At 72.9% G+C, this 26,033-nt stretch carries 24 protein-coding genes and 2 pseudogenes; 13 read left to right on the top strand and 13 right to left on the bottom strand.

The features are described from left to right. The first annotated feature begins 9 nt into the window (after positions 1-9). Entirely contained in the window at positions 10-942 is a 933-nt protein-coding gene (locus tag FM076_RS01810; RefSeq protein WP_173868195.1) for an NAD(P)-dependent oxidoreductase, read from the top strand. 243 nt (positions 943-1,185) lie between these two features. Here FM076_RS01810 and FM076_RS01805 read toward each other — a convergent pair whose 3' ends face one another. Next, positions 1,186-2,226: an ArsR/SmtB family transcription factor gene (locus FM076_RS01805; protein ID WP_173868194.1), complete on the bottom strand. Its 1,041-nt coding sequence runs from the start codon at positions 2,224-2,226 to the stop codon at positions 1,186-1,188. A gap of 56 nt (positions 2,227-2,282) precedes the next feature. Between FM076_RS01805 and FM076_RS01800 the strand changes: the two genes are divergently transcribed. The 3 genes from FM076_RS01800 to FM076_RS01790 all read left to right on the top strand — a co-directional run bounded on the left by FM076_RS01800 (position 2,283) and on the right by FM076_RS01790 (position 5,133). Then, positions 2,283-2,798 (top strand): SDR family oxidoreductase, encoded by a 516-nt coding sequence (locus tag FM076_RS01800; RefSeq protein ID WP_173868193.1) that lies wholly within the window; start codon positions 2,283-2,285, stop codon positions 2,796-2,798. A gap of 8 nt (positions 2,799-2,806) precedes the next feature. Beyond that, a complete protein-coding gene (locus FM076_RS01795; RefSeq protein WP_243274266.1) occupies positions 2,807-4,021 on the top strand; it encodes an MFS transporter in 1,215 nt (404 codons plus the stop codon). Between the two features lie 677 nt (positions 4,022-4,698). Next, a complete protein-coding gene (locus tag FM076_RS01790) occupies positions 4,699-5,133 on the top strand; it encodes a hypothetical protein (RefSeq protein WP_173868191.1) in 435 nt (144 codons plus the stop codon). A 357-nt stretch (positions 5,134-5,490) separates the two neighbouring features. Here the strand turns inward: FM076_RS01790 and FM076_RS01785 are convergent, their stop codons facing one another. Together FM076_RS01785 and FM076_RS01780 are read right to left on the bottom strand one after the other, a co-directional pair. Continuing rightward, entirely contained in the window at positions 5,491-6,396 is a 906-nt protein-coding gene (locus FM076_RS01785; RefSeq protein WP_345944846.1) for a serine hydrolase, read from the bottom strand. Then, positions 6,393-7,277: a LysR family transcriptional regulator gene (locus FM076_RS01780; RefSeq protein WP_173868190.1), complete on the bottom strand. Its 885-nt coding sequence runs from the start codon at positions 7,275-7,277 to the stop codon at positions 6,393-6,395. Before FM076_RS01780 ends, FM076_RS01785 begins: the two co-directional genes overlap by 4 nt. A gap of 146 nt (positions 7,278-7,423) precedes the next feature. Between FM076_RS01780 and FM076_RS01775 the strand changes: the two genes are divergently transcribed. Further along, positions 7,424-8,536 carry an MBL fold metallo-hydrolase gene (locus FM076_RS01775; RefSeq protein ID WP_173868189.1) on the top strand — a complete coding sequence of 371 codons (1,113 nt, stop codon included), beginning with the start codon at positions 7,424-7,426 and terminating at the stop codon, positions 8,534-8,536. A 99-nt stretch (positions 8,537-8,635) separates the two neighbouring features. Next, positions 8,636-9,643 (top strand): MBL fold metallo-hydrolase, encoded by a 1,008-nt coding sequence (locus tag FM076_RS01770; RefSeq protein WP_173868188.1) that lies wholly within the window; start codon positions 8,636-8,638, stop codon positions 9,641-9,643. 52 nt (positions 9,644-9,695) lie between these two features. Here the strand turns inward: FM076_RS01770 and FM076_RS01765 are convergent, their stop codons facing one another. The 7 genes from FM076_RS01765 to FM076_RS01735 all read right to left on the bottom strand — a co-directional run bounded on the left by FM076_RS01765 (position 9,696) and on the right by FM076_RS01735 (position 16,015). Continuing rightward, positions 9,696-10,832, bottom strand: a complete 1,137-nt coding sequence (locus FM076_RS01765) for a class I mannose-6-phosphate isomerase (protein WP_173868187.1) — start codon at positions 10,830-10,832, stop codon at positions 9,696-9,698. Next, complete coding sequence (locus FM076_RS01760; protein ID WP_173868186.1) at positions 10,829-11,668, bottom strand: SDR family oxidoreductase; 840 nt, start codon at positions 11,666-11,668, stop codon at positions 10,829-10,831. The genes FM076_RS01765 and FM076_RS01760 overlap by 4 nt, the downstream gene beginning before the upstream one ends. Before the next feature lie 257 nt (positions 11,669-11,925). Then, a complete protein-coding gene (locus FM076_RS01755) occupies positions 11,926-12,699 on the bottom strand; it encodes a class I SAM-dependent methyltransferase (protein WP_173868185.1) in 774 nt (257 codons plus the stop codon). A gap of 96 nt (positions 12,700-12,795) precedes the next feature. Further along, entirely contained in the window at positions 12,796-12,951 is a 156-nt protein-coding gene (locus tag FM076_RS01750; RefSeq protein WP_173868184.1) for a hypothetical protein, read from the bottom strand. 482 nt (positions 12,952-13,433) lie between these two features. Next, the gene (locus tag FM076_RS01745) at positions 13,434-14,393 is read right to left on the bottom strand and encodes an alpha/beta hydrolase family protein (RefSeq protein ID WP_173868183.1); all 960 of its coding nucleotides are present in this window, start codon (positions 14,391-14,393) and stop codon (positions 13,434-13,436) included. A gap of 687 nt (positions 14,394-15,080) precedes the next feature. Next, entirely contained in the window at positions 15,081-15,410 is a 330-nt protein-coding gene (locus FM076_RS01740) for a hypothetical protein (RefSeq protein ID WP_173868182.1), read from the bottom strand. Positions 15,411-15,520: 110 nt separating this feature from the next. Beyond that, on the bottom strand, positions 15,521-16,015 hold the full coding sequence (locus FM076_RS01735) for a hypothetical protein (RefSeq protein ID WP_173868181.1): 495 nt from the start codon (positions 16,013-16,015) through the stop codon (positions 15,521-15,523). Positions 16,016-16,320: 305 nt separating this feature from the next. Here FM076_RS01735 and FM076_RS01730 point away from each other — a divergent pair, with 305 nt between their 5' ends. From FM076_RS01730 to FM076_RS01720, 3 genes are all read left to right on the top strand, one after another. Then, a complete protein-coding gene (locus tag FM076_RS01730; RefSeq protein ID WP_173868180.1) occupies positions 16,321-18,102 on the top strand; it encodes a SpoIIE family protein phosphatase in 1,782 nt (593 codons plus the stop codon). Positions 18,103-18,206: 104 nt separating this feature from the next. After that, positions 18,207-19,673: an MFS transporter gene (locus FM076_RS01725; protein ID WP_173868179.1), complete on the top strand. Its 1,467-nt coding sequence runs from the start codon at positions 18,207-18,209 to the stop codon at positions 19,671-19,673. Positions 19,674-19,776: 103 nt separating this feature from the next. Beyond that, positions 19,777-20,271, top strand: coding sequence for a VOC family protein (locus tag FM076_RS01720; protein WP_180217693.1), 495 nt, complete (start codon positions 19,777-19,779; stop codon positions 20,269-20,271). 98 nt (positions 20,272-20,369) lie between these two features. On the opposite strand, the gene FM076_RS01715 is transcribed toward FM076_RS01720, so the two are convergent. Together FM076_RS01715 and FM076_RS01710 are read right to left on the bottom strand one after the other, a co-directional pair. Then, positions 20,370-20,582 (bottom strand): hypothetical protein, encoded by a 213-nt coding sequence (locus tag FM076_RS01715; protein WP_173868178.1) that lies wholly within the window; start codon positions 20,580-20,582, stop codon positions 20,370-20,372. 353 nt (positions 20,583-20,935) lie between these two features. Continuing rightward, on the bottom strand, positions 20,936-21,820 hold the full coding sequence (locus FM076_RS01710) for a restriction endonuclease (protein WP_173868177.1): 885 nt from the start codon (positions 21,818-21,820) through the stop codon (positions 20,936-20,938). 161 nt (positions 21,821-21,981) lie between these two features. Here FM076_RS01710 and FM076_RS01705 point away from each other — a divergent pair. From FM076_RS01705 to FM076_RS01695, 3 genes and pseudogenes are all read left to right on the top strand, one after another. After that, a pseudogene (locus FM076_RS01705) lies at positions 21,982-22,993 on the top strand (ATP-binding cassette domain-containing protein). Between the two features lie 164 nt (positions 22,994-23,157). Further along, on the top strand, positions 23,158-23,802 hold the full coding sequence (locus tag FM076_RS01700; protein WP_428814632.1) for an ABC transporter permease: 645 nt from the start codon (positions 23,158-23,160) through the stop codon (positions 23,800-23,802). A gap of 12 nt (positions 23,803-23,814) precedes the next feature. Further along, positions 23,815-24,263: pseudogene (locus FM076_RS01695) on the top strand (MerR family transcriptional regulator). A 57-nt stretch (positions 24,264-24,320) separates the two neighbouring features. Here FM076_RS01695 and FM076_RS01690 read toward each other — a convergent pair. Next, entirely contained in the window at positions 24,321-24,656 is a 336-nt protein-coding gene (locus FM076_RS01690) for a hypothetical protein (RefSeq protein WP_173868176.1), read from the bottom strand. Positions 24,657-24,658: 2 nt separating this feature from the next. Between FM076_RS01690 and FM076_RS01685 the strand changes: the two genes are divergently transcribed. Then, positions 24,659-25,993: an MFS transporter gene (locus tag FM076_RS01685; RefSeq protein WP_173868175.1), complete on the top strand. Its 1,335-nt coding sequence runs from the start codon at positions 24,659-24,661 to the stop codon at positions 25,991-25,993. The last annotated feature ends 40 nt before the right edge of the window (positions 25,994-26,033 follow it).

Genomic DNA, 26,033 nt, shown 5'->3' with positions numbered 1-26,033 from the left:
CTGCCGCTCATGACAACACAGCGGACAACTCATCAGCTCAGCAGCCCCGTCACGGTCGTCGGCCTCGGCCCCATGGGGAGGGCCCTCGCCGGGGCGCTTCTGGAGAAGGGGCACCCCCTGACGGTCTGGAACAGGACACCCGAGAAGGCCGAGGACCTGGTCGCCAGGGGCGCCCGGAGCGCGGCGACCGTCGCCGAAGCGGTGTCCGCGAGCCCCGTCACGGTCATGTGCCTCAAGGACTACGCGACCATGTACGAGGTCTTCGACCCGGCGGGCGAAGCGCCGGCGGGCCGCACACTGGTCAACCTCAACTCCGGTACGCCGCAGGAGGCGCAGGCCGCACACAGCTGGGCCGGCGAGCGCGGCATGGAGTACCTGGACGGTGCCATCATGGTGCCGCCGCCGCTGGTCGGGCAGCCCGGAGCCGTCTTTCTGTACAGCGGATCGCGGGAGGTCTTCGACAAGCAGCGGGAGACGCTCGCGAGCCTGGGCGACCCCCGCCACCTCGGCACCGATCCCGGTCTCGCCGTGCTCCACAACACGGCGCTGCTGGAAATGATGTTCGCGACCATGAACGGCTGGCTGCACGCGGCCGCCCTGGTCGGCTCCGCCGGCGTCCCGGCGAGCCGGTTCGCCGAGCTGGCTTTCGGCTGGTTCATGCCCACGGTGGTGAGCAACACCTTCTTCCTGGAGCAGGCGGCCAACCTGGACAAGGCCCACTATCCCGGCGACCTCGGCACGATGGAGATGAACCTGAACGCACTGGAGCACATAGCCCGCACCAGCGAGGAACAGGGCATCCACTCCCGCCAGCCGCACGTGATGAAGGAGATCGCCGAGCAGGCGATCGCGGACGGCTACGGCGACCGGAGCTACCTCTCCCTCTTCGAGGTCTTCAAGAAGGCGGCACAGGCTCAGGGACCATCCCGGCCGCGACCGTAGCGCCCGCCGGCCTCACGGCATGGAGGAGCCCACCAGCGACACCAGCGTGGCGGCACCGGCCGCCGTCGCCAGCGGTGCGCTTGCCCTATCGCCGTACTGGTGTCCCGGCGCACGTCCCCGAGCGGGGACACCCCCGGGCTCCGGCCGCTGTGCCCGCACTCGGTGCCCTGTCCCGCGTGGTGCCGGCGACGCACCGCGACGCGGGTGTGTGGTCGCGCGGACCGGCCGTGCTCGCCGCCGGTCTCAGTCCGTCGCCTCGCGGTGGGACCCGTGGGACCCGCGCGCCTCGGGCGCCCCGTGCGAGCCCGTGAGCCGGTCGCCGAGTTCGCTGCGCCGGTACAGGACCTGCCGTCCGTCGCGTGCCCGGGTGACGAGCCCCGTCGCGTGGAGTACGCGCAGCTGCTGGGAGACGGCGCTCGGGGTGACTCTGAGACGGCGTGCGAGTTCCACCGTGGGCAGCGGCTCATCGAGCAGGGCGAGCAGTCGTGCCCGAGGTGCGCCCACGAGCGATGCCAGGGCGGCCGCGTCCGCCGTCGGTGCAGGTGCCCACAACGTGGCCACTCCACGGCTGGGGTAGACGAGCGAGGGCGGTTCCTCGGCGCTGACGGGTGGCGCCGGCTTGTGGGCGAACACGGACGGCACCAGCAGCAGTCCCCGGCCGGCCGCGGTGGTGCGGAAATGGCTGATCATCTTGTCGATGTGCAGGACGCCGTCCTTCCAGCGCAGGTCGGGATGCATATCCGCGAACAGCAGCCGAGCGCCGCCCAGGGCCAGTTGGCGGGCCCGATAGGTCATGTCGGCTTCCAGTACCAGTCGTATCCGGGGCCATAGCGGCTCCAGAGCTGTCTCCCAGTACTGCCGCAGCACGTCGCAGATGTCGTCGCGGAGGCGGACGACGGCAGCGTCCTCGCCCGTGGCGGCGTCGCGCAGCGCCGGCGGCAGCGGGTCCGGTGCGTGCGCGGCCACCAGATCGCGGCGGACCGCGTCGGGCCGGGTCCGCCGGACGACGGCCAGTTCCTCGCCGAACGCCGGTGAGAAACCGCCGGGCCGCGGGGTCAGGAAGTCGGGGAGGGTGCGCCTCCGCGCGACCAGTGACAGCAGCAGGCCGGTGTCGAGGGTGCCAAGGGTCTCCAGTTTGCCGAGGACGGACCTGCGCCACGGCAGGTGCAGCGCGGACAGGCCCGGCTCCCGCAACACCCTGAGGCTGAGCACGGTTTCGGCCAGGGGCGAGACGGCGAAGCGCGTGTCCGCGAGGTCCTCGACACCGAGCACAAAGCTGATCATTAAGCCGTACGCTACATCGATTGGCGGGGCGGTACCGATGCCGTGAACTTCCCCGCATGACGCACACGGACATCGCGCACGGACGAAGACCGGCCCTCGTCGCCGGTGCCGCACGCGGTATCGGCGCAGCGGTGGCCCGACGGCCGGCACACGACGGGTTGGCGGTCGGGGCGACCGACCTGGACGGGGCGGACCGCGCCGACACCGTGGCGGCCATCACCGGCGCCGGGGGAGTAGCGGCAGCCGTCGCCGCTGACGTTTGGGACGAAGCCTCGGTGACGGCAGCCGTCGCACGGGTCGCGGACGAGCTGGGGCCTTGGACGGTCCTGGCCGGCAACGCGGGCATCGGCGCTCGTGCCGGGCTGGTCGCGAGGACCGCACAGCGATCCGTCCGGCGCCTCGGCGGCGAGTCCGAGGAGTTCCGGCGCGGCGCGGCGCGGTCGATCCCGGCCGGCCGGGTGGGCGGGCCGGAGGACGTCGCGCACACGGCGTCCTTCCCGGTGAGCCCGGAGGCGGGCTTCGTCTCCGGGCAAGTCGTCCACGTCGCCGACGGGCCGGTGGGCCGGGGATGAGCCCACGCATGACGCTGCTCCTGGCCGTGACCTGCGCCGTGGCCGTGGGCAACCTCTACTTCCCGCAGGCGATCGTCCCCTTGGCCGCCGAGGGACTGCACACGTCCCCCGACGCGGCCTCCCTGGCCGTGACCGCCACTCAAGCCGGCTACACGGCCGGGATCTTCCTGCTGGTGCCGCTCGGTGACCGGCTGCCGCACCGGCGGTTCCTCGTCACGCTGCTCACCCTGACCGGACTGGGCCTGCTCGGCGCGGGCTGCGCCCCCGGCCTGCCCTTCCTCGTCACCGCCGGCGCACTCGTCGGCCTCACCACCGTGGCCGCGCAGGTCGTCGGCCCGATGGCGGCCGGGCTGGTGGCCTCCGACCGTCGCGGAGCGGTCCTCGGCACTCTCCTGAGCGGGTCGACCGGGGGCATGCTGCTGGCCCGCGCCTTCAGCGGAACACTCGGGGAACGGCTGGGGTGGCGAGCCCCCTACCTGGTGGCCGCGGCGGTGACCCTGCTGCTCGCGGGCGTACTGGCCCGCGCCGTGCCCGCTGTCGCCCCGCCCTCGCGTCAGCCCTACCGGGCGCTGCTGGCCGATACGCTGCGGCTGCTGCGCACCGAGCCGGGCCTGCGCCGCTCCTGCTTCTACCAGGCGACCGTCTTCGCCGGGTTCTCCGCCGTGTGGACCTGCCTGGCGCTCCTCCTCTCCGGCCCGGCCTACGGTATGGGCGCCCAAGCCGTCGGGCTCCTCGCCCTCGTCGGCGGCGCGACCATGCTGTGCACCCCGCTGGTGGGCCGCCTGGTGGACCGCCACGGCCCCGGCCCCGTGAACCTGGCCTCCATGGTCGCCGTTCTCGTCTCGGCCGCGATCCTCGTCGCGGGTGCCCTGGGCGACGTACCCGGACTGGTCGCCCTGGTCGTCGGGACGCTGCTGCTCGATGTCGCCATGCAGTCGGGCATGGTCGCCAACAAGGCCCGGGTCTACGCCCTGTGTGCCGACGCCCGCAGCAGGCTCAACACCGCCTACATGACCTGCGCCTACCTGGGCGGCAGCGCCGGCTCCTGGCTCGGGGTACGCGCCTGGGGCCAGGCGGGGTGGTGGGGCGTGTGCGCACTCCTGGCACTGCTCGGGTCCCTGGCCCTCGCCCGCCACTTGATGGTGCCGCCTGGTGGCCGGAGGGGAGGACGCGGCGACATGACGTCAACGGTGCGCACTTCGGATGGGCGGCACGAGTGCTGATCGTCATGAGTGCTGACCGTCACGAGTGCTGAGCGGCACAAATGCGTGGTGCACGAGCCCCCGCCGCGTGCGCACACCCGACCGGTGCGGTCCGCCCGTCTCTCTCCCCCCCCCCCCCACGCGCAGACCGGTGGATGCTGGACGCCGGGGGGTGGTCGCGCCGTGGCCGGTGAGCGGGAACGGCAGAGCGTGATCGAGGTGGGGGAGCTGACGTTCTACCCGGAGCCGCTGGGGCGGACCGGGTGCTCCTTCCATCCGGTCGGAGCCCGGCAAGGCGGCATGCTCGGCTGGAACGCCGTCCGGGGGACCGCGGCCGAACGCGACGAGTGGCGGGCGGCGGGCGAGCGGTTCCGCCGCGCGGTGCGGGAGGCGGAGGACGCGTACCACGCCGTCACCCGGCGAGGCGTGGGCCGTCGCCTGCCCGGGGCGCGGCGGCGGAAGGAACGCGCCGCCGAGCGCTTCCGGGGGGTCGTGGCCGCCGCCGAGGAGCGCTGTGCGCCGGTGCGGGCGGAGATCAGGCGCCGTCTCGTCCTCGCGGAGGAAGAGGCGCGCCGGGAACGGGGAACCGTGAACGTCTCTGGGCGGCCGAGGAGGCCAGGCGGAAGGAGCGGGAGCGGGTGGGACTGGCGCGCGGGAAGCGGTGCCACACGCCGGCGTCCCGGGCGGTATGGGGCTGGATGCTGGTCGGCGAAGACGGCACGACCGCGCTCGTCCACCGCCACGACGTACACCCCGCACAGCCGCTGCCGACCGCCTCAAGGCGGTCCGCCGACCCTTTGAACGCCTACGCCCTGGCGAACGAACTGGAGGAACTCGGGAAAGGGGAGGGGCCCGCGCGACTCACCCGCGTCCGGTGGGAGAAGGCCGCCCGCGAGAGCGTGATCCGCGCATGTTCGACGCCGGAGGACCCGGTGCGGTTCGAGCAGTGGTGGGCCGAGGTCACCGGCCGCCGCCGGCGGCCGCCCGAGGAGCTTCCCCCGCCCTCGTCCCCCTCGTCCCGCCCGGGCCACGGGCACGGCCACTCGGGCGGCGATTACGGCGGCATCGGCGGGGACTTCGGCAGCGGACACAGCGGTGGCGGCTTCAGCTGCGGTTTCGGCGGCGGGTACTAGGGCTCGGGCACCAGGGCTGTCGCGCTCCCGATGCGTCCCACCCGGACCGGGCGGGACGCCCGCCCACGCGTGTCGCCCGATGTCACCGCGGACGCGTATCGGAACGACGGCCGTCGCGGCGCACGAGCCCGGCCCGCTCAGCGTCTGCTCGGCCGGCGCGCGGCGCATGTGTCGGTCCTGGCGCCCGTAGGAATCCAGGCGCCCATGGGAGCCCAGGTGCCCATGGGAGTCCAGGTGCCCAGGCGACAGGTGCGGCCGAGCGGGTCACAGGAGGTACGCGGACTCCGCTCACCGGGAGCCGGACGCGTGGTGGCCGCCGCCGGGAAACCTGTGGTGCCCGGGAACCCGGCGGGGCGGTTACTCCTGGCTCCTCAGGTGTTCGACGGCCGCGCGGGCCGTGGCGCCGATGACCGCGTCGGCGCGGGGCAGCCGGCGGTCGGCACGGGCGGCCTGGGTGAAGACGACGGCCGTGTACGCGCGGCCGTCGGCCAGCTCGACGATTCCCGCCTCGTGCCGCATGACGCCGAACGTCCCGGTCTTCCCGTAGACCGCGACCTCGTCGTAGGGGAAGCCCGCAGCGAGCCGGTGCTGCCAGGGCTGGCGTGCCATCGTGCGGCGGATGAAGGCGCAGCTCTCGGGGGAGGCGGCCTCGTCCAGCCAGATGGCGCGCAGCAGCCGTGCCATCTCCGCAGGGGTGGTCGCGGTCGCCCAGGCCGGGTCGTAGACGCCCGGTGGCACGGCCCTGTCGTTGTCGGTGATCCGTGCGAGTGCCGCGTCCACCGTCTCCGCGCCGGTCTCCGCCACCAGCCGTGCGAGGGTGCCCGCGATGCCGTCGTTGAGGTGGGTGCGGAAGAGGCCGAGGGCCCGGCAGGTCTCGTCGACCGCCGCGGCACCCACCTGGTGCAGCACCGCGTCGGCCGCCGCGTTGTCGGAGATGGTCATCATCATGACGACGAGGTCGCGCAGGGACATCGTCACCTCGTCCCGCAACTGCGAGATGCCGGTGGGGCCCGGCAGCCGGTCCTCGGGGGAAAGGGTGACGCGCTGCCGGGGGTCGAGCACGCCCGCGTCGACCTGGCGGCAGAAGGCGACCATCAGCGGCATCTTGTAGACGGAGCCCATCAGCGCGCTCTCGTCGGCGTCGACGGTGACGCGTGCCCCGGGCCGGTGCAGGTCGGCCACGTGGAGCCAGCCGCGCACCCCCGCGTCGTCGAACATCTCGCGCAGGGTGCGCTCGATGCCGCTGCCGGGCGCCGCGTTCACCGGGTCCCCTTCCCGGCCGGGCGGCGGGCCGCGGCCAGCGCGTCGATCAGGGCTTCCGCCGCTTCGTCCGCGTCCGCCGCGGCCAGCCGCCGGGCGTCCCACACCACCCGCAGCCGCAGCGGGAGCGCCGGGTCGGCGGTCGGCCGGCGGGTGACGCCGTCGGCGGTGAGCGTCTCGTCGGCCGTGACGAGCACGGCCTGGCCGGCGGCGACGAGGGCCAGCCCGGCGCGCTCGTCCGAGACCACCACCGTCTCCACCCGGCGCCCCCGGCCGGCGAGCGTGTCCAGGAACAGGTCGTGCGCGGCGGGTGCTTCGGCGCGTGACCGGACGGCGTACGGCAACAGCTTCCCGGGCGGGATCTCGTCCATCTCCTCGGGCGTCAACAGCCAGGTCGGCAGCAGCGTCACCGGACCCGCGGCCAGCCCGTGCAGGACGGCGGGGTGACGGACGACGGCCAGGTCGAGCCGTCCCGCCGAGACGTCCGTCAGCAGCGTGGCCGTCGGCGCGGTCGTCACCGAGACCCGGCCGCGGACCCCGGCGCGCACGGGTGCGGCCGCGACGGACGCGCCGGTGCGGGGCGGCAGTTCGGGCGGCAGGCCGAGTCGCAGGCGCTGACCGTCCGCCTGCTCCCTGGCGCCGGTCTCCCGGAGTTCGGACAGCGCGGTGAGGGCCCGGCGGGCGTGGGGGAGGAGCAGGGCGCCCTCCTCGGTGAGGGAGACCCCGCGTTCCCGGTCGAACAGCCGCACCCCCAGCAGGGCCTCCAGCCGCCGCAGCGCCTGCGAGAGGGGCGGCTGGGTGATGCCCACGCGCTGCGCGGCGTCGCCGAAGTGCCCCTCCTCCGCGAGCGCGACGAATATTTCCAGGTGCCGCTCCGTCAGCATCCGCCCCCCATGGTCTGCGGTGATATGCCGAACGAATCGGCACGCTCTCGAGAGCGTATTCGACATCGGTTGGCCGCCGGCGCTTGACTCCCTTCCCCCGGGCCCGGGCAGCAGGGGAAACCCGTACGACACGAAGGAGTTCCGCCATGCCCTCTCAGCAGCCCGCAGCCGCTCAGCAGCCGACAGCCGTTCAGCAGCCGGCAGCCGCTCAGCACCTGCCCAGCCGCCGCAGCGTGCTGCGGACGAGCGTGGCGGCCGGGGCCGTCGGCGTCACGGGAGCGTCCGCGACCTCGGCGACGGCGGCCTCCGCCGACGCCCCGGCGAGCGCGTCCCGCCCCGCACGCCGCAGCCGCCGGGGCAGCAGCGGCGTGCGGTTGCGCTGGCTCGGGATCGCGGGCTGGGAGCTGGCCTTCGACGGGCACCGCCTGCTGGTCGACCCGTATCTGACCCGCCAGCCCTACACCGGACCGGACGGCAAGGGCGATATGACGCGGGCGCTTGAGGTGGACCACCGGATCATCGACCGGGTGCTGCGCGAACACCTCGAGGGAGCACCCGAGTTCGTCCTGCTGACCCACGGCCACTGGGACCACCTCGCCGACGTGCCGTACCTCCTCGACCATCCGAGCTGGCGGGACGAGGAGATCAACGTCCTCGGCGCCGAGACGCATCTGCATCTGCTGACCGCCATGGGCGTCCCCGGCAAGGGGCGCGGGCACCGCCTGGTCGTGGTCTCCGGCGGCGAGGTGCTGCGCCACCCCCTCCAGCCGTCCGGCAAGCGGCCGCGTCCGGACTACACCATCGAGGTGTTCCGCAGCCTGCACAGCCAGCTGGGCGGCTACGGGTTCGACCCCTACGGCACGCTGACCGCACCTCCTTCCCGGCCCCGCACGCTGGGCGACCTGGTCGAGGGCGGCACGCTGGGATACCAGGTGACGGTGGGCGACCGGCTGAGCGTCATGTTCCTGAGCGGGACGGCCAACTTCGCCGCCCGCGAGGTCTCCGGCGCCGCCCCGGACGTCCTGGTGCTGGGCGCCAGCGGGCACGCGGCCGTGCACGACTACGTCGAGCGCGCCGTCAGCGCCCTCGGCCGGCCCCGCGTCGTCGTGCCGAGTCACCACGACGACATGGTCACGGCGCTGGACGACCCGGCCGTGCACGGCACGGTGAACCGCCAGGCGGTCGAGCGGCTGCGGCAGGTGGTCGGAGCCGCCGGCCACGTCGTCGATCCCCGGCACCTGGAGCAGTTCGAACTCTGAGCGCCACCGCGTCACCGCGTCACCGCGTCACCCGGAACACGAAGCCGCGAGCCCCCACACGCACACACACCCACCCGAAAAGCAACGAGGAGAACCCCCATGACACCTCCGCCCCGCCCTCGTTCGACGCCCGGCCCTCTCTCCAGGCGCCGTTTCGGACAGCTCGCCGGCCTCGCCCTCGCCGCGGGGGCCGGCTCGCTCCCCCTCGCCCCGGCGGCGGCCGCCCCGGCGGGCGGGCAGGTCCACTACGACCGTGCCCGCCGGCTGGCCGGCGACGACCCGGTGCTGCTGGCCCTCGTGAAGGCGCTGGCCCCGGGCAACGGCGAGGTCCCCCGCCCCCGCGCACCGGAACCGCTGAAGCTCTTCGACGACCTCGCCCTGCTGAGCGCCGGCTGGGTCTCCGCCATGGCCGTGCTGACCGACGACGGCATCGTGCTGATCGACGCGCTCACCTCCGCGCGGGAGGCGGAGGACATCATCGTCCAGGGGCTGCGCACGCTGGGAGCCGATCCGGAGACGCTCGCGTACGTCGTCGTCACACACGGCCACGACGACCACTACGGCGGTGCCCGGTACCTCGCGGACCGCTACGGCGCACGCGTCATGATGGCACCCGCCGACTGGGACCTGGTCGCCCGCACCGACCCGGACCGCGCCCCCGTCCGGGACCTGGACATCCAGGACGGCCAACGGCTCACGCTCGGCGGTACGAGCATCCGCCTGCACCACACACCGGGCCACACCCCGGGCACCGTCTCCCCGGTCTTCCCCGTCCACGCGGGGCACCGGCGCCATACGGCCATGCTGTGGGGCGGCGTGAACCCGCCTTCCACGCCCGCCGAACTGCGCACCTACCTGGCCTCCCTCGACTCCTTCCGCGACCGGACGCGGGAGGCGTGGGTGGACGTGGAACTGTCCAACCACCCCAACGACTACGGCCTCCAGCGCGCGGAGCAGCTGCGGAACGATCCGCACGGACCGAACCCCTTCGTGCTGGGCCGGCCTCGGACGCAGCGGTACCTGAAGGTGATGGACCTGATGCTGCACGGCAGGCTCGCGGACGCCGAGGCGGCGGCCCCCACCCGGCCGGACACCGGAACCGCGTAGGCGGGCCCCCGGCCGGACCCCCGGGGGTGCCGGCCGACCCCGGGGGGCGCGCTCATGACGTGCGCGGGGCCGGGCCGCGGGTGTGTGTGGCCGGGCCGAGGGACTCGACGAGCCGGGGCGGACAGCCGGCTCGGCGCAGCGGTGCGCGGACGTCGCGGTCGAGGTCGGGCAGGTAGCCGAACAGGACGTCGGCCGGACCGGTGATCTCGACCTGGCCGCACACCGCGGGCAGCAGCAGCGTCTCCGCCCGGCCGAGCATCGCGCTGCCCGTGCCCGTGCCCGTGCCCGTGCCTGTGCCCGTGCCCGTCCGCACCCGCACCGGCGCACCGACGTTGGACAGGATCTGTGCGGTGGTGAAGGCGTGCCGCAACGGCTCCGCCGTCCCGGCACGCCACCGTTCGAGAGCGAAGTACGGGCCCGCGCACAGGAAGATGCGCTCCACCCCGTCACCGACGGCGATCCCCAGGCCGGGTGTGAAGTCCGGTCGGCTGTCCAGATCGACCTGCCGCATCAGCATGTCGAGGTTGGCGCCGAACTCGGCGTCGCCCACGGGAGAGCCGTCCTCCATCTTCCAGCGCATCGCGTGCTGCTGGATGTCGGAGGTCTGCTCGATCTCGTAGACCAGCGTGTCCGGGCCGAAACTGTGCGGGGTACCGCCGGGCACGTACACGGTCTCTCCCGCCCGCACCGGCAGGCGGCGCAGGACGGCGTCGAAGTCCTGGGCCTCCAGCGCGGCGCGCAACCGGTCGGCCGTCACTCCGTTCCTGACACCGCACAGGGCGGTCGCGCCGGGGGCGGCGTCGAGGATGTGCCAGGCCTCCGTCTTGCCGTTGAGCTGCCCCTCCAGGCGGCGGGCCGCCCCGTCGTCGGCGTGCAGGTGGACGGGCAGCGCTCCGGCGGCGTCGATGAACTTCGTCAGCACCGGGAAGCGGGGGCCGGACCACCCCTCGCCCATCAGTTCCCCGGGGTGGTCGAGCACCAGCCGGCGCAGGGACCGGCCGGCCAGGGGGCCCTGGGTGACCACACCGCTGGTGCCCTCCACATCGCTGCACTCCCATGTCTCCGCGACGCTCCAGTCCGGGATGCCGGACTTGCCCAGGCGGCGGGCGATCGAGTGGCCGCCGAAGACCAGCGGCTTCGCCGTGACGGACAGCCGCAGCGGGTAGAGGCCGCGTCCGCCGGCGCTCACAGGATCGGCTGCCCGCCGGTGACCGCGATCCGGGCCCCGGAGACGTAACCGGCCTCGTCCGAGGCGAGCAGCACATAGACCCCCGCCAGTTCGGCGGGCTGGCCCGGTCGTCCGAGCGGCACCTGGGAGCCGAAGGTCTCCACCTGCTCCTCCGGCATGGTCGCCGGGATGAGCGGCGTCCAGATCGGACCGGGGGCGACGCTGTTGGCGCGGATACCTCTCGGGGCCAGCATCTGCGCCAGGGAACCGACCATGTTCGCGATCCCCGCCTTCGTCACGTTGTAGGCGAGCAGCTGCGGCGGCGGGCTGTCGGAGTTCACCGAGGTGCTCCCGATGATCGCCGAGCCGGGCCGCATGTACGGGAGGGCGGCCTTGGTCAGGTGGAAGAAAGCGCTGATGTTGATCGCCAGGGTGCGGTCCCACTCCTCGTCGGGGATGTCCTCGACGCGGTCCCGCGTCATCTGGAAAGCGGCGTTGTTGACCAGCACGTCGATCCGGCCGAACGCCTCCACGGCTTCCCCGACGAGCGACCGGCAGTGCGCGGGGTCGGCCACGTCGCCGGGCACCAGCACGCAGCTGCGGCCCGCGGCCGTCACCCACCGCCGGGTCTCCTCCGCGTCCTCGTGCTCATCCAGATACGAGATCAGGACATCGGCGCCCTCACGGGCATAGGCGATCGCCACCGCCCGCCCGATGCCGCTGTCACCGCCGGTGATCAACGCAGCCTTGCCGGCCAGCCGCCCGGATCCGCGGTAGCTCTCCTCGCCGTGATCCGGGGTCGGTGTCATCTCGGAGGTGACACCTGGCGGAGTCTGCTGCTGGCGGGGCTGGGACATGGTGCTTGCTCCCATGGATCGGCCGAGCGGGACGGAGACAGGGGGACGGGAACGGGGGACGGGGGCGCAGGGCCCGCGCTCACCCGGGCCGCGGTAACCGTGTCCCCCTCCCTTCCATGCTCACCCGCTGGCCGGGCACCCGCCATGTGAGCGCACGAGGGCGGCCATGACGCCTCCTCTCCGGGCGTCTGCCGGGACGGCCGGCCGCACGCGCGCACACCGCCGGAAGGGGCGAGGGCGCACGGGGACAGCACAGCTCACGGACAGGCGGCCACCAGCACATCGACCACATACATCTCTTCCAAGGTCTCGCCGGGGAAAGCCGCACGCAACCGCCGGCGCTCCTCGGCGAAGAAGGCGCTGTTGGCCTCTTGGCCGAGGACGAGGAACGCCGAGCGGCTGCCGATGTTGGCGAGGTGCGTGTCGAGGGAGACCACCCGCCGCCAGCGGATCTGCCGACGCGCGACCCGCAGCCCGGTCAGGCCCGCGAGCCGGACGGCTGCCTCGTCGTCGGGCCGGACGGCGGGACGCGGGGGCACTCCGCAGTGCCGTGCGATGCGCTCGTGCTGGGCACGGATCCACGGCACGTCGAGAGCGGTGGTGTTCCACCAGAGCGCGAGTGACCCGCCAGGACGCAGGACACGCAGCGCCTCCGGGACGGAACGGCTCGTATCCGTCCACTGCCAGGACTGCGCGTAGGTGAGGAGGTCCTGCGAGGAACCGGCCAGCGGCAGGGCGTTGCCGTCCCCCCGGACGACCGGCACGCCCGGGAGCACCCCACGGAACCGGGCGGCCATCGCGTCACCGGGTTCGACGGCGATCACATCGGCACCCCGCTCGCGCAGGAGCCTCGTCGCGATTCCCGTGCCCGCGCCGACGTCGGCGACGCGGAGACCCGCCAGCGAGCGGCCCAGGAACTCCTCGACCGTGTCGAAGAGCGCGGGCGGATACGAAGGGCGGCTCGCCTCGTACCGGGCGGCAGCCGAGTCGGACGAGCGAGCAAACGAGCGAGCACGTGAGCCGGAAGTCATCTCCCCATCTTCAGGCCCGCTCACCGTCACCCGTGCCGCGGGTGCCACGCGGCCGCGGCACGGGTGAGGCAGTACGGGCGGCCTGTGCCGGTGGGGTCACCGAGGTGAGCGCCAGCCCCGCCCTCCGGCCACCAGCGCGAAGCGCTCCGGTCCCGCCGCTGCGGCTGCCGGCCGCTCCCGCGGGCGGCCCGCGTGCCGTCCCCACACCTCCGCCACATCGGTCACCGTGCCGTCCGGTTCGGAGAGAGGCACGCCCGGCAGGGAAGCCGCGACCAGCGGTGGCAGACGCACCTCGACGCAGTCCACCCGGTCGCTGCGAACGCGCCCCAGAGACCTGGCGGCGACGAGGCGCCGGGCGTCTGCCGCCGGGTGGTGCCGCCGACGGTCAGCATGTCGTCCTCGAACCCGATCACCACGGTCGCGACGGGCCGGGGCGACACCCGCATCTCCAGCCCGGTGCCCCAGCGGTCCCGGAACGCGGCCACCTCCACGCCGCAAACCCGCAGCCCGCCGGCCGGTGCGGTCACCTCCCGGCCGGCCACTTGCCCGGACACGTCGTCACGCACCACTGGATGCGATCCCCGCCCGGATGCCGTCCCCCTGCGTCCTCTCGACGTCCTCTCGACGGGCGCCGCACGTCCTGGAAGGACGTTCCCGACGGGTCCTCGGAAAACGCGAAGCCGGCAACCAGTCCGACACCGGCCGGGCTGCCGGCTTCGCGCTGTCCTTCCGGACTACTTGGATTCGACCTGTCCGAGCGGGTCGGACTCCGCTGCCAGCGCGTCGCACGCCGTCTGCCACGCGGTGTCACCGGGGAAGAGGGCGGAGCGGAGGTAGGCCCAGGTGAGCTGCTGGACCGCGGCCACGCGCGCGGGGTTCTCGTCCGTCGTCTCGGCCACGTCGTAGCCGGAGACGCCGCCGAGTCCGTGCTCCGCGTCGAACAGGGTGAGCAGGGACTTGGGACCCGGGGAGAGGACGTACGGGTCGGTGTGCCACTCCGGGCCGCTGACCGTCAGATGCTCGGAGGTGTCCTTGTCACCGGCCACCACGAGCGCGGGCGTCGTCATCCTGGAGAAGTCCGTGGTCAGGAAGACGGGGTAACTCCTGGCCGCGTTCTCGCTGAGGGCCTCGCCGCCCCGGCCTGGCGCGGCGAGCAGGACGCCCGCCTTGATGCGGGGCTCGCTCAGGTCCACTTCCGCCCCGTCGAGCGGGTCGACGGTCCGGGCCCCCAGCAGCAGGCTCGCGGTGTGACCGCCCATCGAGTGCCCCGCCACGGCGACCTTGCCGGGATCCAGACGCCCGGCCAGCTGCGGGACGGCGGCTTCGAGGACGTCGAGCCGGTCGAGGACGCGCCCCATGTCCTCGGCCCGTGAACGCCAGTACAGCGGCGCCTCGGGGTCGTCGGAGTCCAGGCTCAGGGTCGCCGAGCTGAGATGGGTGGGCTGTATCACCACGAAGCCGTGCGCCGCCCAGAAGTTGGCGAGAGGGGCGTAGCCGTTCAGGGAGGAGAGGTGGTTCGAGTAGCCCTGCCCGTGCGAGAGGAGGATGACCGGCAGCTCGCTCCCGGTCGCGGGTGCGGAAACCCGGACCTCCAGGTCCACGGCCCGGCCGGGAGCCGGCAGCACCACCGGGCTGACGGAGAGGACGGGTGCGGGGGCACCCGGGGCGGCGGTCGCCTGGGTCGGTTCGCTCATGGTGCGCATATCCCTTCGACGGCCTCCGCCGCCGGTCTCTTGCGGGAGGCGGGCGCGGAGGTGGGCAGAAGTGTCCGGCTTCAGTCGCGACTGAAAGCGGATCGTTGTTCCGTTTACGATACGGAGCACTGTTCCGCTTTGTCAACGAGTGCTGGCACCTCCCGTGCTGTGCAACGCCCTGCGAAGCCCCGACACGGAGACCGGTACGGCCCTCCACCCCCGAAGAGCGCCGCCGCACCGATCGCGTGACCGCCCTTGGCGGTTGCAGCCGGTCGGCCCGGTCGGATAGGAAGCGTGCATGCTGGAAGACGGCAAGCCCGGCTCATGGCCGGACGGCCGGAACGAACACAACGCGCCGCGGAGACAGGGCGACAGCGCCGCACCGCCGGCCCCGGCGAACGTCGTGGGGATGGGGGCCACTTCGACCGGGCGCAGGCAGACGGACACCCGCCAGAGGGGATCGGTGAACGTCTCCCCCGGTCCGAGGCCGCCGCACCGGCGCCGCTGCCACGCCGCTGAAGCGCCGCCGAGGAGGGGAGCGGCAGGGGCGGATCACCGCCTGAGCCTGGTACCGCCGCCCTCCAAGGCGTCCCGCGCGGCCTCCAGGAAGGCGTGCCGGCGTTCCCGTTTGACAGGGATCTCTTCCGGGGGGACGGTATCGCGCATGCGGACGTGCAGCGCCTGCGTCTAGTCGTGCGCGGCCTGAGCTGTCTCGTGCGAACAGGCCAGCTCCACGGCTTTCTTCGCCAGCCACAGGTCGTGCAGCTTCTCGTCGGCGGGATCGTCGGGAGCCGGCAGGCCGAGTTCGCGGCGGTCCAGGACCAACTCGACCCGCTGGGCGGCCGCGAGGAAGCCCAGGACGGCTTCCTTGCGCTCAGCGCGCCGGGCGTCCATGCGCTGCCGCCGGTCACGCCGCTCCTCGACCCGCGTCGTCATGTACTGCCCCAGAAGGGTGCCCGCGGTCCCGACAAGGACGCCGACCAGCGCGAGAACCGTGCCTTGAGCAACTCCGTTCATGGCGTACAGCTTGCTGGTTCCTCCCCCGTTCTGTCCGGCGGGACCATGACGGCGGCCGCCTGCCCGTGCGCAGCCGGCAGCCGGCGGGCAGGAAGCGGATGCCTGCTCCCTCACCCGTCCTTTGTGCGGGACAGGAGGTGGGCGAGTACGCGTTGGGCGACGGTACGGATCGGTTTCCTGGTCGTTCCCCACACCTGGACCGATCCGGTGCCGGGGCCCGTGGCGATGGTCACCGATGCGCCGCCGCCCCGCCGGCCGCCACTGGTCCGGAAGCCGCGCATCGGTTCGGCGGCGTCCTTCTTCCCGACCCAGCTGTTGCTGCGCTCGGTGCGGTCGAGGGCGACCATCAGGCGGTACCGGCCGTTGGGCCCCGAGTTCCAGCCGCACATGCTGAAGTCCTCGTTCTTCGGCCCGTTCGGCCCCTCGGGGAATTCGCCTCCCTGCGGGACGCCGTAGCCGGCCAGCTCCGTCCTGGTCAGGAGGTCGGCGCAGGACACGCCCGTGATGTCGAGGGTCTTCCCGTCGGAGGACGACGAACAGGAGGCCACCACGCACGCGGCGGTGAGCCAAACGGCCGCTCTGGTGGCGGTTTTGAGGCAGAACACGGGGTCAGCTTGCCATGTCCGTCCCGGGTGGCGCACGGGCGCGGGCCGGCGGCCGGGGGGCCGTGAGCCGGGAGGCCGTGGGCGGGGTGTGCCGCCGGTGCCGTCGTGGTGCTCACCGTGCGCAGCGCACGGGTACGGAGTGGGAACGGGGCGGAGCGGCCGGCCGGCGGACACCGGCGGTCGCGGCCGTCCTCCCTGCCTGCGCTTCTCCGCGTCCTCCCGCAGGCTGGAGACGAGGGGCCGGTCGGGCGGCGGGCAGGGCTGCCGGAGGAGGCCCGGAGGAAGACGGAACCGAGGAGTGGCACATGGAGGTCCCGGGCACGCAGGGGCTCGCCGGCCGGCGTCACGCACACATGGTGTCCGAGGTGTTCGGCGCCGGGGTGCTGCTGCTGGATCCTCAGGCGCGGATCGTCGAGGTGAACAGTGAGGCCGAGGTGCTGCTCGGCCGGCCGGCCGCTGACCTGCTGGACCAGGATGTGCACGACGCCCTCCACCGGGACCGCCACGGGCAGACGATGCCCCGGAGCAGTTGCCCCATCCGGCAGGCGTTCCACCGCGGCCGGGCGGCACAGGGACAGCTCGGGTGGTACGAGCGCGGCGACGGCACCCTCCTGCCGGTCCAATGGGTGATCACCCCGTGCCGGACCACCGACGGCACGGACGGTGCGGCGATCCTCTTCCACCGGCACCGATCCGGCGCGGACGGGGAGGAGCGAGGGGAGGGCTCCCAGGAGGCGCTGCCGGAGCTGGATCGTCTGGCCCTGCTGGCCGAGACCACGACCACGCTCACCTCGACCTTGGACGTGCACGAGGCGCTGCGCCGGCTCACGCGGCTGGTGGTACCCCGTTTGGCGGACTGGGTGGTGATCGACTTGATCACAGAGGGCGACGAGGTGTGGCGTGCCGCTGTCGTCCACTACGAGAGCGGTCTGCTGGTCGACCGCGAGGACCTGCAGGGCCCGATGCCGCCCATCCCGCAGGAGTCCGTGATGCCGCTGTCGCGGGCCCTGCGTGGCGCCGCGTCCACACTGGCGGGGCCCGAGAACTACCAGGGGCCGCCGGACGCGGGCATCGCGGTGGCGCAGCGGAGGATGTTCGAGGCGACGGGGATGCACTCGGCGGCCATCGCACCGATCAGGGGCGTGCGGCAGGTGCTGGGCGCGTTGACGCTGGGCCGGTCCGAGCGGCCGGAGGCGTTCTCGGATCTGTCCCTGCTCGAGGACATCGCACGTCGGGCGGGGCTGGCGCTGGAGAACGCGCGCTTGTACCAGCGCCAGCGGCGTGTCACCGAGACCATGCAGCGGCACCTGCTGCCCCAGCTGCCGCGTGTGCCGGGGCTGGAGATGGCCGCACGGTATGTGGCCGCGCCGGAGGCTTCGGAGGTGGGCGGCGACTGGTACGACGCCTTCCGCCTCCAGGACGGGACACTGGCCGTGGCGATCGGTGACGTCGTGGGCCACGACGCCGACGCGGCGGCCGGTATGGCGCAGGTCCGCAACATGCTCCGCGCCTACGCGTGGTCGTACCAGGAACCGCCCAGCTCCATCGTCGGCCGGCTCGACCAGGCCGTGCGGCATATGACCGACGCGTCGCTGGCGACGATGGTCTTCGCACGGGTCGAGATCAGCGGCGAGGACGGGCAGCGCTGCCGGGTGCGCTGGACGGATGCCGGGCACCCGCCGCCGCTTCTCGTCACCTACGACGGACAGGCCCGCTTCCTGGACGACGTCGAGGACCTTCTGATCGGCGCGGAACTCGTCCCCTCCCGCCAGGACGCCGTGGTGGACATGCCGCCCCTGTCCACGCTGATCTTCTTCACCGACGGGCTGGTGGAGTCGCGCGTCCGCTCCCTCGGCGAGGGGCTCGACCGGCTGAGCCAGCACGCTGCCGCCCTGGCGCACCGCCCTCTCGACGCCTTGTGCGATCTGCTGCTCGACCGTGTCCGCCCTGCCGACAACGACGACGACGTCGCCTTGCTCGCCGTGCGCAGACCGGCGCGGACCGCGGCTGACCCGGTGGCGCAGGAGGGGCACCCGGGCCACGACCACGGGTGGGCCGCACCGGGAAGGCCGTCAACGCGTCAATGAACTCGGGCCGTTTTCGCGGTGATCCTGCGACGACCTGTGGAGGACCGGATGGACGACCTGAAGAGGCCGCGTATGAGCAGAGGGGCCGGTGATACGCAGGAGAAATGAACAACGAGGTTCAGCAGCCCCACGACGACGCGGCTGCGCACAAACACAAACCTGAAGTCGGCCGCACCGACATCACGGTGACGGACGAGGCGACGGTCAAGCGGGCCACGAGGGCAGCGGCCATCGGCAACGCCATGGAGTGGTTCGACTTCGGGATCTACGCGTATCTCGCGGTCACCATCGGCAAGGTCTTCTTCCCCGGAGACGGCGCCACCCAACTCCTGGCCTCCTTCACGGCCTTCGCCGCCTCGTTCCTGATCCGGCCGCTGGGCGGGCTGGTCTTCGGCCCGCTCGGCGACCGGCTCGGCCGAAAACACGTCCTGGCGCTGACAATGGTGCTGATGGCGGCGAGCACCTTCCTCATCGGCCTGATCCCCTCCTACGACTCGATCGGCATCGCCTCTCCCGTCCTGCTGCTGCTCTGCCGGATGCTCCAGGGCTTCTCCACCGGCGGTGAGTACGGTGGCGCGGCCACCTTCATCGCCGAGTACGCGCCGGACAAGCGGCGCGGTTTCTTCGGCAGCTTCCTGGAACTGGGCACGCTGGTCGGCTACATCGGCGCCGCCGGCCTGGTGCTGGTGCTCAACACCGTGCTGGGCGACGCGCAGATGCTGGCCTGGGGCTGGCGGATCCCGTTCCTGGTCGGCGGACCGATCGGGATCGTCGGTCTGTACCTGCGGACGAAGCTGGAGGAGACGCCGGCCTTCCAGAAGCAGCAGTCGCACTCGTCGGTTGCGGAGGACGACGAGGGGACCGGACCTGCGCTGTCGGAGGACATGCCGCGCAAGAAGTTCACCGCGATCTTCACCGCGCAGTGGCGCATGCTGCTCCTGTGCGTCGCCCTGGTCGCGGCGTACAACATCACCAACTACATGCTCCTGTCGTACATGCCCGCCTATCTGACCGACGCCCTCGACTACAAGCACTCGATGGAACTGGTCGCGGCGATCATCGCCATGGTGGCCATGGCCGCGGTGATCCAGCGGGTCGGGCACCTCAACGACCGCTTCGGGCGCAAACCGCTGCTGATGGCCGGCATGGGGGGCTTCGCCGTGCTGACCGTCCCCGTCTTCGCCCTCTTCCAGCAGGGCAGCTTCGCCGCGGTGATCGCCGGGCTGCTGGTGCTGGGTGCCTGCCTGGTGTGCCTGCTGGGCACCATGTCGGCGACGCTGCCCGCGCTCTTCCCCACGGATGTGCGCTACGGGTCCCTGTCCATCGGCTACAACGTGTCCACCTCCCTGTTCGGCGGTACGGCGCCGGGCGTGATGACGTACCTCGTCGACACCACGAGCGACAAGATGGCCCCGGCCTACTACGCGTCGGGCGCGGCCGTCCTCGGCATCATCGCGGTGGCGCTCATGAAGGAGACCGCCCAGCAGCCGCTCGCGGGCTCGCCGCCCTCTGTCAGCACCCACGAGGAGGCCCGGGCCCTGGCCCGCGCCGAAGCCGAGCACGTAGTCTGACCGCGCCCAGCGGTCGCCTGTGCGCCCCGGCCGTGGAGCCGGGGCGCACCCGGGACGGCACCGGCTGCGCGAAGCCGGCGCCCACGGCACCCGTGAGGAACACATGCGGGCGGAACCGGGCGGGAACGCCGACCGGAAAGACCATGCACCGTCCGACTACGACATCGGAGAACGCGTGGACGCGTACCCCCAGCTCCTGCAGACCGTGTTCGACACCACCACGCCGCGACGGCTGGCCGAGTTCTACCGGCGGCTGCTCGGCATGACCTACCGCCCTGGTGACGAACCACCCGGGGAGGGCGGCCCGGACGACCCGGAGTGGCTCGTGCTGCGTACCCCTGGCGGTAGGAACAGGCTCGCCTTCCAGCGAGTCGACCGCCTGCCCCGTACCACGTGGCCCGCGCACGACGTTCCCATGCGGATGCACCTCGACCTCACGGTGGCCGACACGGCCGAGCTGGCCCGGCAGCGCCACCGCGCGCGGGAACTGGGTGCCGAACTGCTCCTCGACCGCTGCGACGACCCCGAAGAACCCCTGTACGTCTTCGCGGACCCCTCAGGACACCCTTTCTGCGTGTTCGTCTCCCCCCAGCCATGAGCACACCGGCGCCGGCCGGCGCCGCACGGGCAGATACCGGGCGCGGCCACAGGCGTGCCGCCGCCCATGGCCGTGGCCCGTGAGACGGGCGGCGGAGTTCAGGGGCGGGACAGCCGCTGCCGGATCTCGGCGGTGATCAGGCCGGCAGCGCCCACGACGGCCAGGGCCTGCGGCAACTCCACACCGGCCAGGAGAAGAACGATGAGCGCGGTCAGGACCAGGGCCAGGAGGACCAGGTCGCCCCAGGTCGGAAGAGGGGAAGGGGAAGCGGAGGAGGAGTTGCCCGTGTCCTCGGGGGTGAGAAGCGCCAAGGTGCACTCCCTTGCGACATGGCACCGGTCGCGGACGGCCGGTGCCGGTGTGGGGGACGCCGCCCGTCGTGCCGGTGACCGCGTGCACCGCGGTCAACGGAACCGGGACCTCGTCGAGGAGCGCGCCCACCTCGCCGATCTGCCACCTCAGTGAAGATGTGGCTGTTCATGTTAAATGTGTAGCACTCGGACTTGCCGCATCGCGGCAGGGAAACGCCAGGACTCCGACGTTTTTCGAGGGCGTCCCTCATCGGCCCGCGGGCCGTGCCGGCCCGGCTGGGGGAGCGGTTGGGGCGCGAGTGGGACGCCGGGGCAGGACCCGCCAGGCGGCTCGCGCCTGGAAAGCCCCCCGGTCAGTGTTCGCTGACCGCGTACTCCCACGGCGACGGGCCCGTACCGTGCCACCACGCTTCCACCTCCCGGCCGTTCACGCACACGATTCCGCACTGGTCCGCGTATGCGAGAGCGGGTGCGGTGAAGTCGCTCGTCGTGACCACCGCCGCGATGTCGGCCTCGTGGACGGTGAAGCAGGTACCGCCGAAGCGCTGCATGTCCTGCGAGCCGACCTTGTTGGCGTCGCCGTACCGCTTGCACTGGATGACCAGCCGCCGCCCGTCCCGGGTGACGGCGACGACGTCCGCCCCCAAGTCGCCCGCCCCGCCGACCACCTCCACGTCGCGACAGCCGTCGCGCTCGCACAGCCGCGCCACGGCCTGCTCGAAACCTTCGGCGTCCAGCTCGGCGCAGTCCGCCACGCGGTCGGGCGCGGCGGCCTCGGTGTCGTCCGCCGCGCTGAGCGGCACGGCACCGGTCTGCCTCGTCCACCGCGGTGGGCACGCCTCGCCGGGGTCGGAAACCGGGGCTGCCGTCCCGGCCGGGGGCTCGCCCGGCGCACCGGTCGGCACGGCGGGCTGGGCGTCCTCGTCCGCCGTCGTGGCGCCGAGGCTGTCCGACGCCGTCTCGGCCGCCTCCTCCAGTGCCTGGGCGGTCCGGCGCGCGCACCTCGCCGCGGAGAACCGGCGCCACCTGGAACGGGACAGCCAGGCGACCGCGATGCCGAGCAGCGCCAGCGCACCGGCCCACAGCGGCCGGTTCTCGGCGAAGTGCAGCGCGGCGCGCGCCAGGAAACCGAGGGCGCATACGAGGAGGGCGAGGAGAAGGAAGAACAGGGCGGTCGTGCGCAGGTCGAAGCGCCGGTCGCGATCGACCCGCCGCGCTCGGCGCACGGGTGCGGACATGCGGTTTCCTCTCTCGGGCGGCGATGACGAAGATCGTCGGCCCGAGTACCCGAGATCACCGCCCGCTGTCGTGGGTGTTTCCGGCAGCCGGATGTGCGCGGAGTCCCGCCGCCACGACGGCATTTGACCCTGACGCGGGGTCAACCTCGCAGTATCCGCGCATGACGACGAGAACGAACGCGATCGAGGCCGCCGGGCTGCGCAAGTCCTACGGCGGCCTCCAGGTGCTCGCCGGAGTGGACCTGACCGTCCCGGAGGGCACCGTCTACGCCCTGCTCGGCCCCAACGGTGCGGGCAAGACCACCACGGTGCGGATCCTGACCACCTTGCTCGACGCGGACGCCGGTGCGGCGCGGGTCGCCGGGTACGGCATACGCCGGGACGCCGCGCGGGTGCGCGCGTCGATCGGGGTGACCGGACAGTTCTCCGCCGTGGACGAGTTGCTGACCGGGCGGGAGAACCCGCGGCTGATGGCCGGCCTTGCCCACCTCGACCGGCGCCGCGCCCGGGCCGTGGTCGGGCACCTGCTGGAGCGGTTCGGCCTGGCCGACGCCGCCGGCCGGCGCGCGGGCGCCAACTCCGGCGGCATGAGGCGGCGGCTGGATCTGGCGATGACGCTGGTGGCGGCGCCGCGGCTGATCTTCCTGGACGAGCCGACGACCGGCCTCGCCCCGCGCAGCCGCCGCGATCTGTGGGGAAACGTGCGGGAGCTGGTGGCCGACGGGGTCACCGTCTTCCTCACCACCCAGTACCTGGAGGAGGCCGATCAGCTCGCGGACAGGATCGGTGTGCTGGACGGGGGCCGACTGGTCGCCGAGAGCACCGCGGCAGAACTGAAGCGGCTGGTTCCCGGGGCCACATCGAGCTGAGGGCCGCCGACGGCGCGCGGTTGGCCGAGCTGGCGCACAGGCTGCCCGAGGCGAGAGCGAACGCCCAGGAACTCACCCTGACCGTGCCGTACGACGGCAGCCTGACCGCTCTGAGGCGTCTGCTGGACGGCCTCGTCGAGGAGGCGGCCGAGGCGCCCGGCACGGCCGACGCGGTCACCGGCTCACCGTGCACACCCCGGACCTGGACGACGTGTTCCTGGCCCTGACCGGAGATCCCGCAGCCGGCGAAGAGCCCGCCGTCACACGGTCCGGCGGCCGGCGATCCGAGGAGATGCCTGCATGAGCGCCGCGAGCACTCCGACAGGCACGACGTACGCTGTCCGCGACTCGGTGACCATGTTGCGCCGCAACCTGACGCACATGGTGCGGTACCCGTCGATGACGCTGATGCTGATCGGCCAGCCGCTGCTGTTCCTGCTGCTGTTCACCTAAGTCTTCGGCGGCACCATGGGCGCCGGACTGCCGGGCGCCCCGGCGGGCGACCGCGGCGACTACCTGACGTTCATCACCCCCGGAATCCTGGTGATGACGGTGGCGAGCGTGTCCATCGGCACCGCTGTCCTGGTCGCCACCGACATGACCAACGGCATCATCGACCGGTTCCGGACCATGGCAATCGCCAGGTCCTCGGTGCTCACCGGGCACGTGCTCGGCGCGATGATCCAGACCGCGCACGCGCTGGCGGTGGCCCTCGGCGCGGCGTTCCTGCTCGGCCTGCACACCGCCGCCTCGGTGACGCAATGGCTGGGCCTGGCCGGTCTGCTCGCGCTGCTGTCGTTCGCGATGACCTGGTTCACCGTGGCGCTGGGGCTGGCCGGCCCGGACCCGGAGACCGCGAGCGACCTGCCGATGATCTTCGTGCTGCTGCCCTTCGTGGGCAGCGGGTTCGTGCCGGTCGAGTCGATGCCGTCCGGGCTGCGCGGATTCGCCGAGCACCAGCCGTTCACCCCGGTCATGGACGCCTGCCGCGGCCTGCTGGCCGGTTCGCCCAGTGGCGCGGACACGCTCGGGGCCCTCGGCTGGTGCGCGGTGATCGGTGTGGGCGGCCACCTGTGGTCACGCCGCCTGTACCGGACCCGCGCCGCGAAATAGGAGACTGACCGGATGCTGACCATCAGCGAGCTGGCGTCGTACGCGGGGGTGACGGTGCGCGCGGTGCGGCACTACCACGCCAAGGGGCTGCTGCCGGAGCCGCACCGGGACCACTCCGGCTACCGCGGATACGACGCCGGGGCCGTCGTCGAGCTGATCAGGATCCGGACCCTCGCCGAGGCCGGTGTCCCGCTCGCACGCGGGCGCTCGACCGGACCGACGACGACCCTCGGCTGGTCGGGCTGGCCGACGAACTGGCCGCCCACCTCACGCGGATGGCCGAGGAAGAGGGCGACGACTACGTGGACGACGTCGAGATGGAGCCCCCGTTCGTCCAGCTGATGGACGCGCTCGCCTTCGATGCGGCGCCGCCCGCCCGCAGACTGATCGAGCTGCTGAAAGAGCGGGGCTGGACCGGCTGGACGGAGCTGGAGCGAACCGGCCGCCCCGGCCGGCGCTGACCGCTCCTCCGCGCCGGCTCCTCGGGGCCCGCGTGCGATACGGCACGGCACGGCGCGTCACGCCGCACGCGGGCCGGACGGCGCATCGGATGGTGACGGTGCGACCGGCTCGGTGACGTGGGCGCGGGCGTAGCCGTTGTCGGTGCCGACGAGGATGCCGACGAGGATGCCGACCACCTCGAAGGAGCGGACCTGCCACGGGGTTTCGCACAGCGCGACGCCGTCCGCCGCACTCCGCGCCCGGCCGGGAAGGCTGCTCTCCCTGACGGGTCCGGGCGCCTCCCGGCCCGCACCGTGTCCGCATGCCGGGACAGTTCCGGCGTGCAGGAATGGGGGCGTGCCGGTGCCGGGTTGTCCGGGGCGCACAGCAAGCGCGCCGGAGAGGAAGACCATCGATGACGCAGTCGACAAAGCAGTCGCGGGAGGCGACCGCGGGAGCGGAGCCGGGGAAGCCGGACGGGGTGAGAGGCAGGCCGCCCGGGCGGACGGCCCGGCAACTGGTGGCGGCCTCCGTCGGGAACGGCGTCGAGTGGTACGACTGGTTCGCGTACTCGTTCCTCGCCACCTACATCGCGGATGAGATCTTCCCCAAGGGGACCGGCAACTCGCTGGTCCCGCTGCTGTCCACCTTCGCCGTCTTCGCCGTGGGCTTCTTCATGCGGCCGGTGGGCGGGCTGCTGCTGGGCGCGGTCGCCGACCGGGCCGGACGGCGGGGCGCGCTGACGCTGACCATTCTGCTGATGGGCGGCAGCAGCCTGCTGGTCGCGGTCACCCCCACCTACGCGTCCGCCGGGGTGCTCGGCCCGGTGGTGCTGGTGGTCGCCCGGCTCGTGCAGGGGCTGTCGGTGGGCGGGGAGTTCGCCGCCTCGACGACGTTCCTGGTGGAGTCCGCGGGCCCGGGCCGGCGCGGGCTGTTCTCCAGCTTCCAGTACGTGTCCACGACGGCGGGCCAGTTGGCGGCCTCCGGGGTCGCCGCGCTGTTCGTCTCCACGCTGGACGACGGGCAGATGCACCAGTGGGGATGGCGGGCCCCGTTCGTGATCGGGGCGCTGCTGAGCCTGGCCGGCTTCTGGGTGCGGCGCGGGGCGCAGGAGACACGGAGCGAGAAGCACGCCGCGAGCCCGCGCCCGGGGCTGTTCGACGCGCTGCGCGGCCACCCCCGTGAGTCCCTGCTGATCGTCGGCATCACGGCCGGCGGGACGATCGCCTACTACGTGTGGACCTCGTACCTGCCGACCTACGCGCAGGTCAACGCCGGTTTCGACAAGGGCGACGCGCTCATCGCCGGCACGATCTCGCTGGTGTTCTTCATGCTGCTGCAACCGCTGGGCGGGATGCTGTCGGACCGGGTGGGCCGCAAACCGCTGCTGCTGGGGTTCGCGGTCGGGTTCGCCGTGCTGTGCGTGCCGCTGCTGCACGCGGTCGGCGACTCCTTCGTCTCCCTGCTGCTGGTGCAGTGCGCGGGAATGGTGCTGCTCACCGGCTACACGGCGATCGCGGCGGCGGTGAACGCCGAGATCTTCCCGGCCCGGGTCCGCGCCGCGGGCATCGGCTTCCCCTACTCGCTGGCCGTGGCCCTCTTCGGCGGCACCGCGCCCTACATCGGCACCCTCTTCAAGGAACTGGAGATGCCGGGCGCCTTCCCCTGGTACGTGGCCGTGCTGTGCCTGTTGTCGGCACTGGTGTACCTGCGGCTCCCGGAGCGCGCGAAGGAAGAACTGGAGCGGTGAGCGGCGGGCGGACGACGCGTCGGGCGGTCGGCCTCCGCGG

This window comes from Streptomyces albus subsp. chlorinus (genome assembly GCF_013302895.1).
Classification (GTDB): Bacteria; Actinomycetota; Actinomycetes; order Streptomycetales; family Streptomycetaceae; genus Streptomyces; species Streptomyces chlorinus.
Note: the sequence above shows the minus strand (reverse complement) of the source record. Positions and strands in the feature narration are given on the sequence as shown.

Bases quoted from the DNA above. Each gene is read 5' to 3' on its own strand.
- FM076_RS01745 (WP_173868183.1), bottom strand. From the start codon at position 14,393: ATGAGCGAACCGACCCAGGCGACCGCCGCCCCGGGTGCCCCCGCACCC.
- FM076_RS01725 (WP_173868179.1), top strand. From the start codon at position 18,207: ATGAACAACGAGGTTCAGCAGCCCCACGACGACGCGGCTGCGCACAAA.
- FM076_RS01795 (WP_243274266.1), top strand. From the start codon at position 2,807: ATGACGCTGCTCCTGGCCGTGACCTGCGCCGTGGCCGTGGGCAACCTC.
- FM076_RS01710 (WP_173868177.1), bottom strand. From the start codon at position 21,820: ATGTCCGCACCCGTGCGCCGAGCGCGGCGGGTCGATCGCGACCGGCGC.
- FM076_RS01805 (WP_173868194.1), bottom strand. From the start codon at position 2,226: ATGATCAGCTTTGTGCTCGGTGTCGAGGACCTCGCGGACACGCGCTTC.
- FM076_RS01760 (WP_173868186.1), bottom strand. From the start codon at position 11,668: ATGTCCCAGCCCCGCCAGCAGCAGACTCCGCCAGGTGTCACCTCCGAG.
- FM076_RS01790 (WP_173868191.1), top strand. From the start codon at position 4,699: ATGCTGGTCGGCGAAGACGGCACGACCGCGCTCGTCCACCGCCACGAC.
- FM076_RS01780 (WP_173868190.1), bottom strand. From the start codon at position 7,277: ATGCTGACGGAGCGGCACCTGGAAATATTCGTCGCGCTCGCGGAGGAG.
- FM076_RS01800 (WP_173868193.1), top strand. From the start codon at position 2,283: ATGACGCACACGGACATCGCGCACGGACGAAGACCGGCCCTCGTCGCC.
- FM076_RS01685 (WP_173868175.1), top strand. From the start codon at position 24,659: ATGACGCAGTCGACAAAGCAGTCGCGGGAGGCGACCGCGGGAGCGGAG.
- FM076_RS01810 (WP_173868195.1), top strand. From the start codon at position 10: ATGACAACACAGCGGACAACTCATCAGCTCAGCAGCCCCGTCACGGTC.
- FM076_RS01700 (WP_428814632.1), top strand. From the start codon at position 23,158: ATGGGCGCCGGACTGCCGGGCGCCCCGGCGGGCGACCGCGGCGACTAC.
- FM076_RS01740 (WP_173868182.1), bottom strand. From the start codon at position 15,410: ATGAACGGAGTTGCTCAAGGCACGGTTCTCGCGCTGGTCGGCGTCCTT.
- FM076_RS01690 (WP_173868176.1), bottom strand. From the start codon at position 24,656: ATGGTCTTCCTCTCCGGCGCGCTTGCTGTGCGCCCCGGACAACCCGGC.
- FM076_RS01720 (WP_180217693.1), top strand. From the start codon at position 19,777: ATGCGGGCGGAACCGGGCGGGAACGCCGACCGGAAAGACCATGCACCG.
- FM076_RS01755 (WP_173868185.1), bottom strand. From the start codon at position 12,699: ATGACTTCCGGCTCACGTGCTCGCTCGTTTGCTCGCTCGTCCGACTCG.
- FM076_RS01775 (WP_173868189.1), top strand. From the start codon at position 7,424: ATGCCCTCTCAGCAGCCCGCAGCCGCTCAGCAGCCGACAGCCGTTCAG.
- FM076_RS01730 (WP_173868180.1), top strand. From the start codon at position 16,321: ATGGAGGTCCCGGGCACGCAGGGGCTCGCCGGCCGGCGTCACGCACAC.
- FM076_RS01770 (WP_173868188.1), top strand. From the start codon at position 8,636: ATGACACCTCCGCCCCGCCCTCGTTCGACGCCCGGCCCTCTCTCCAGG.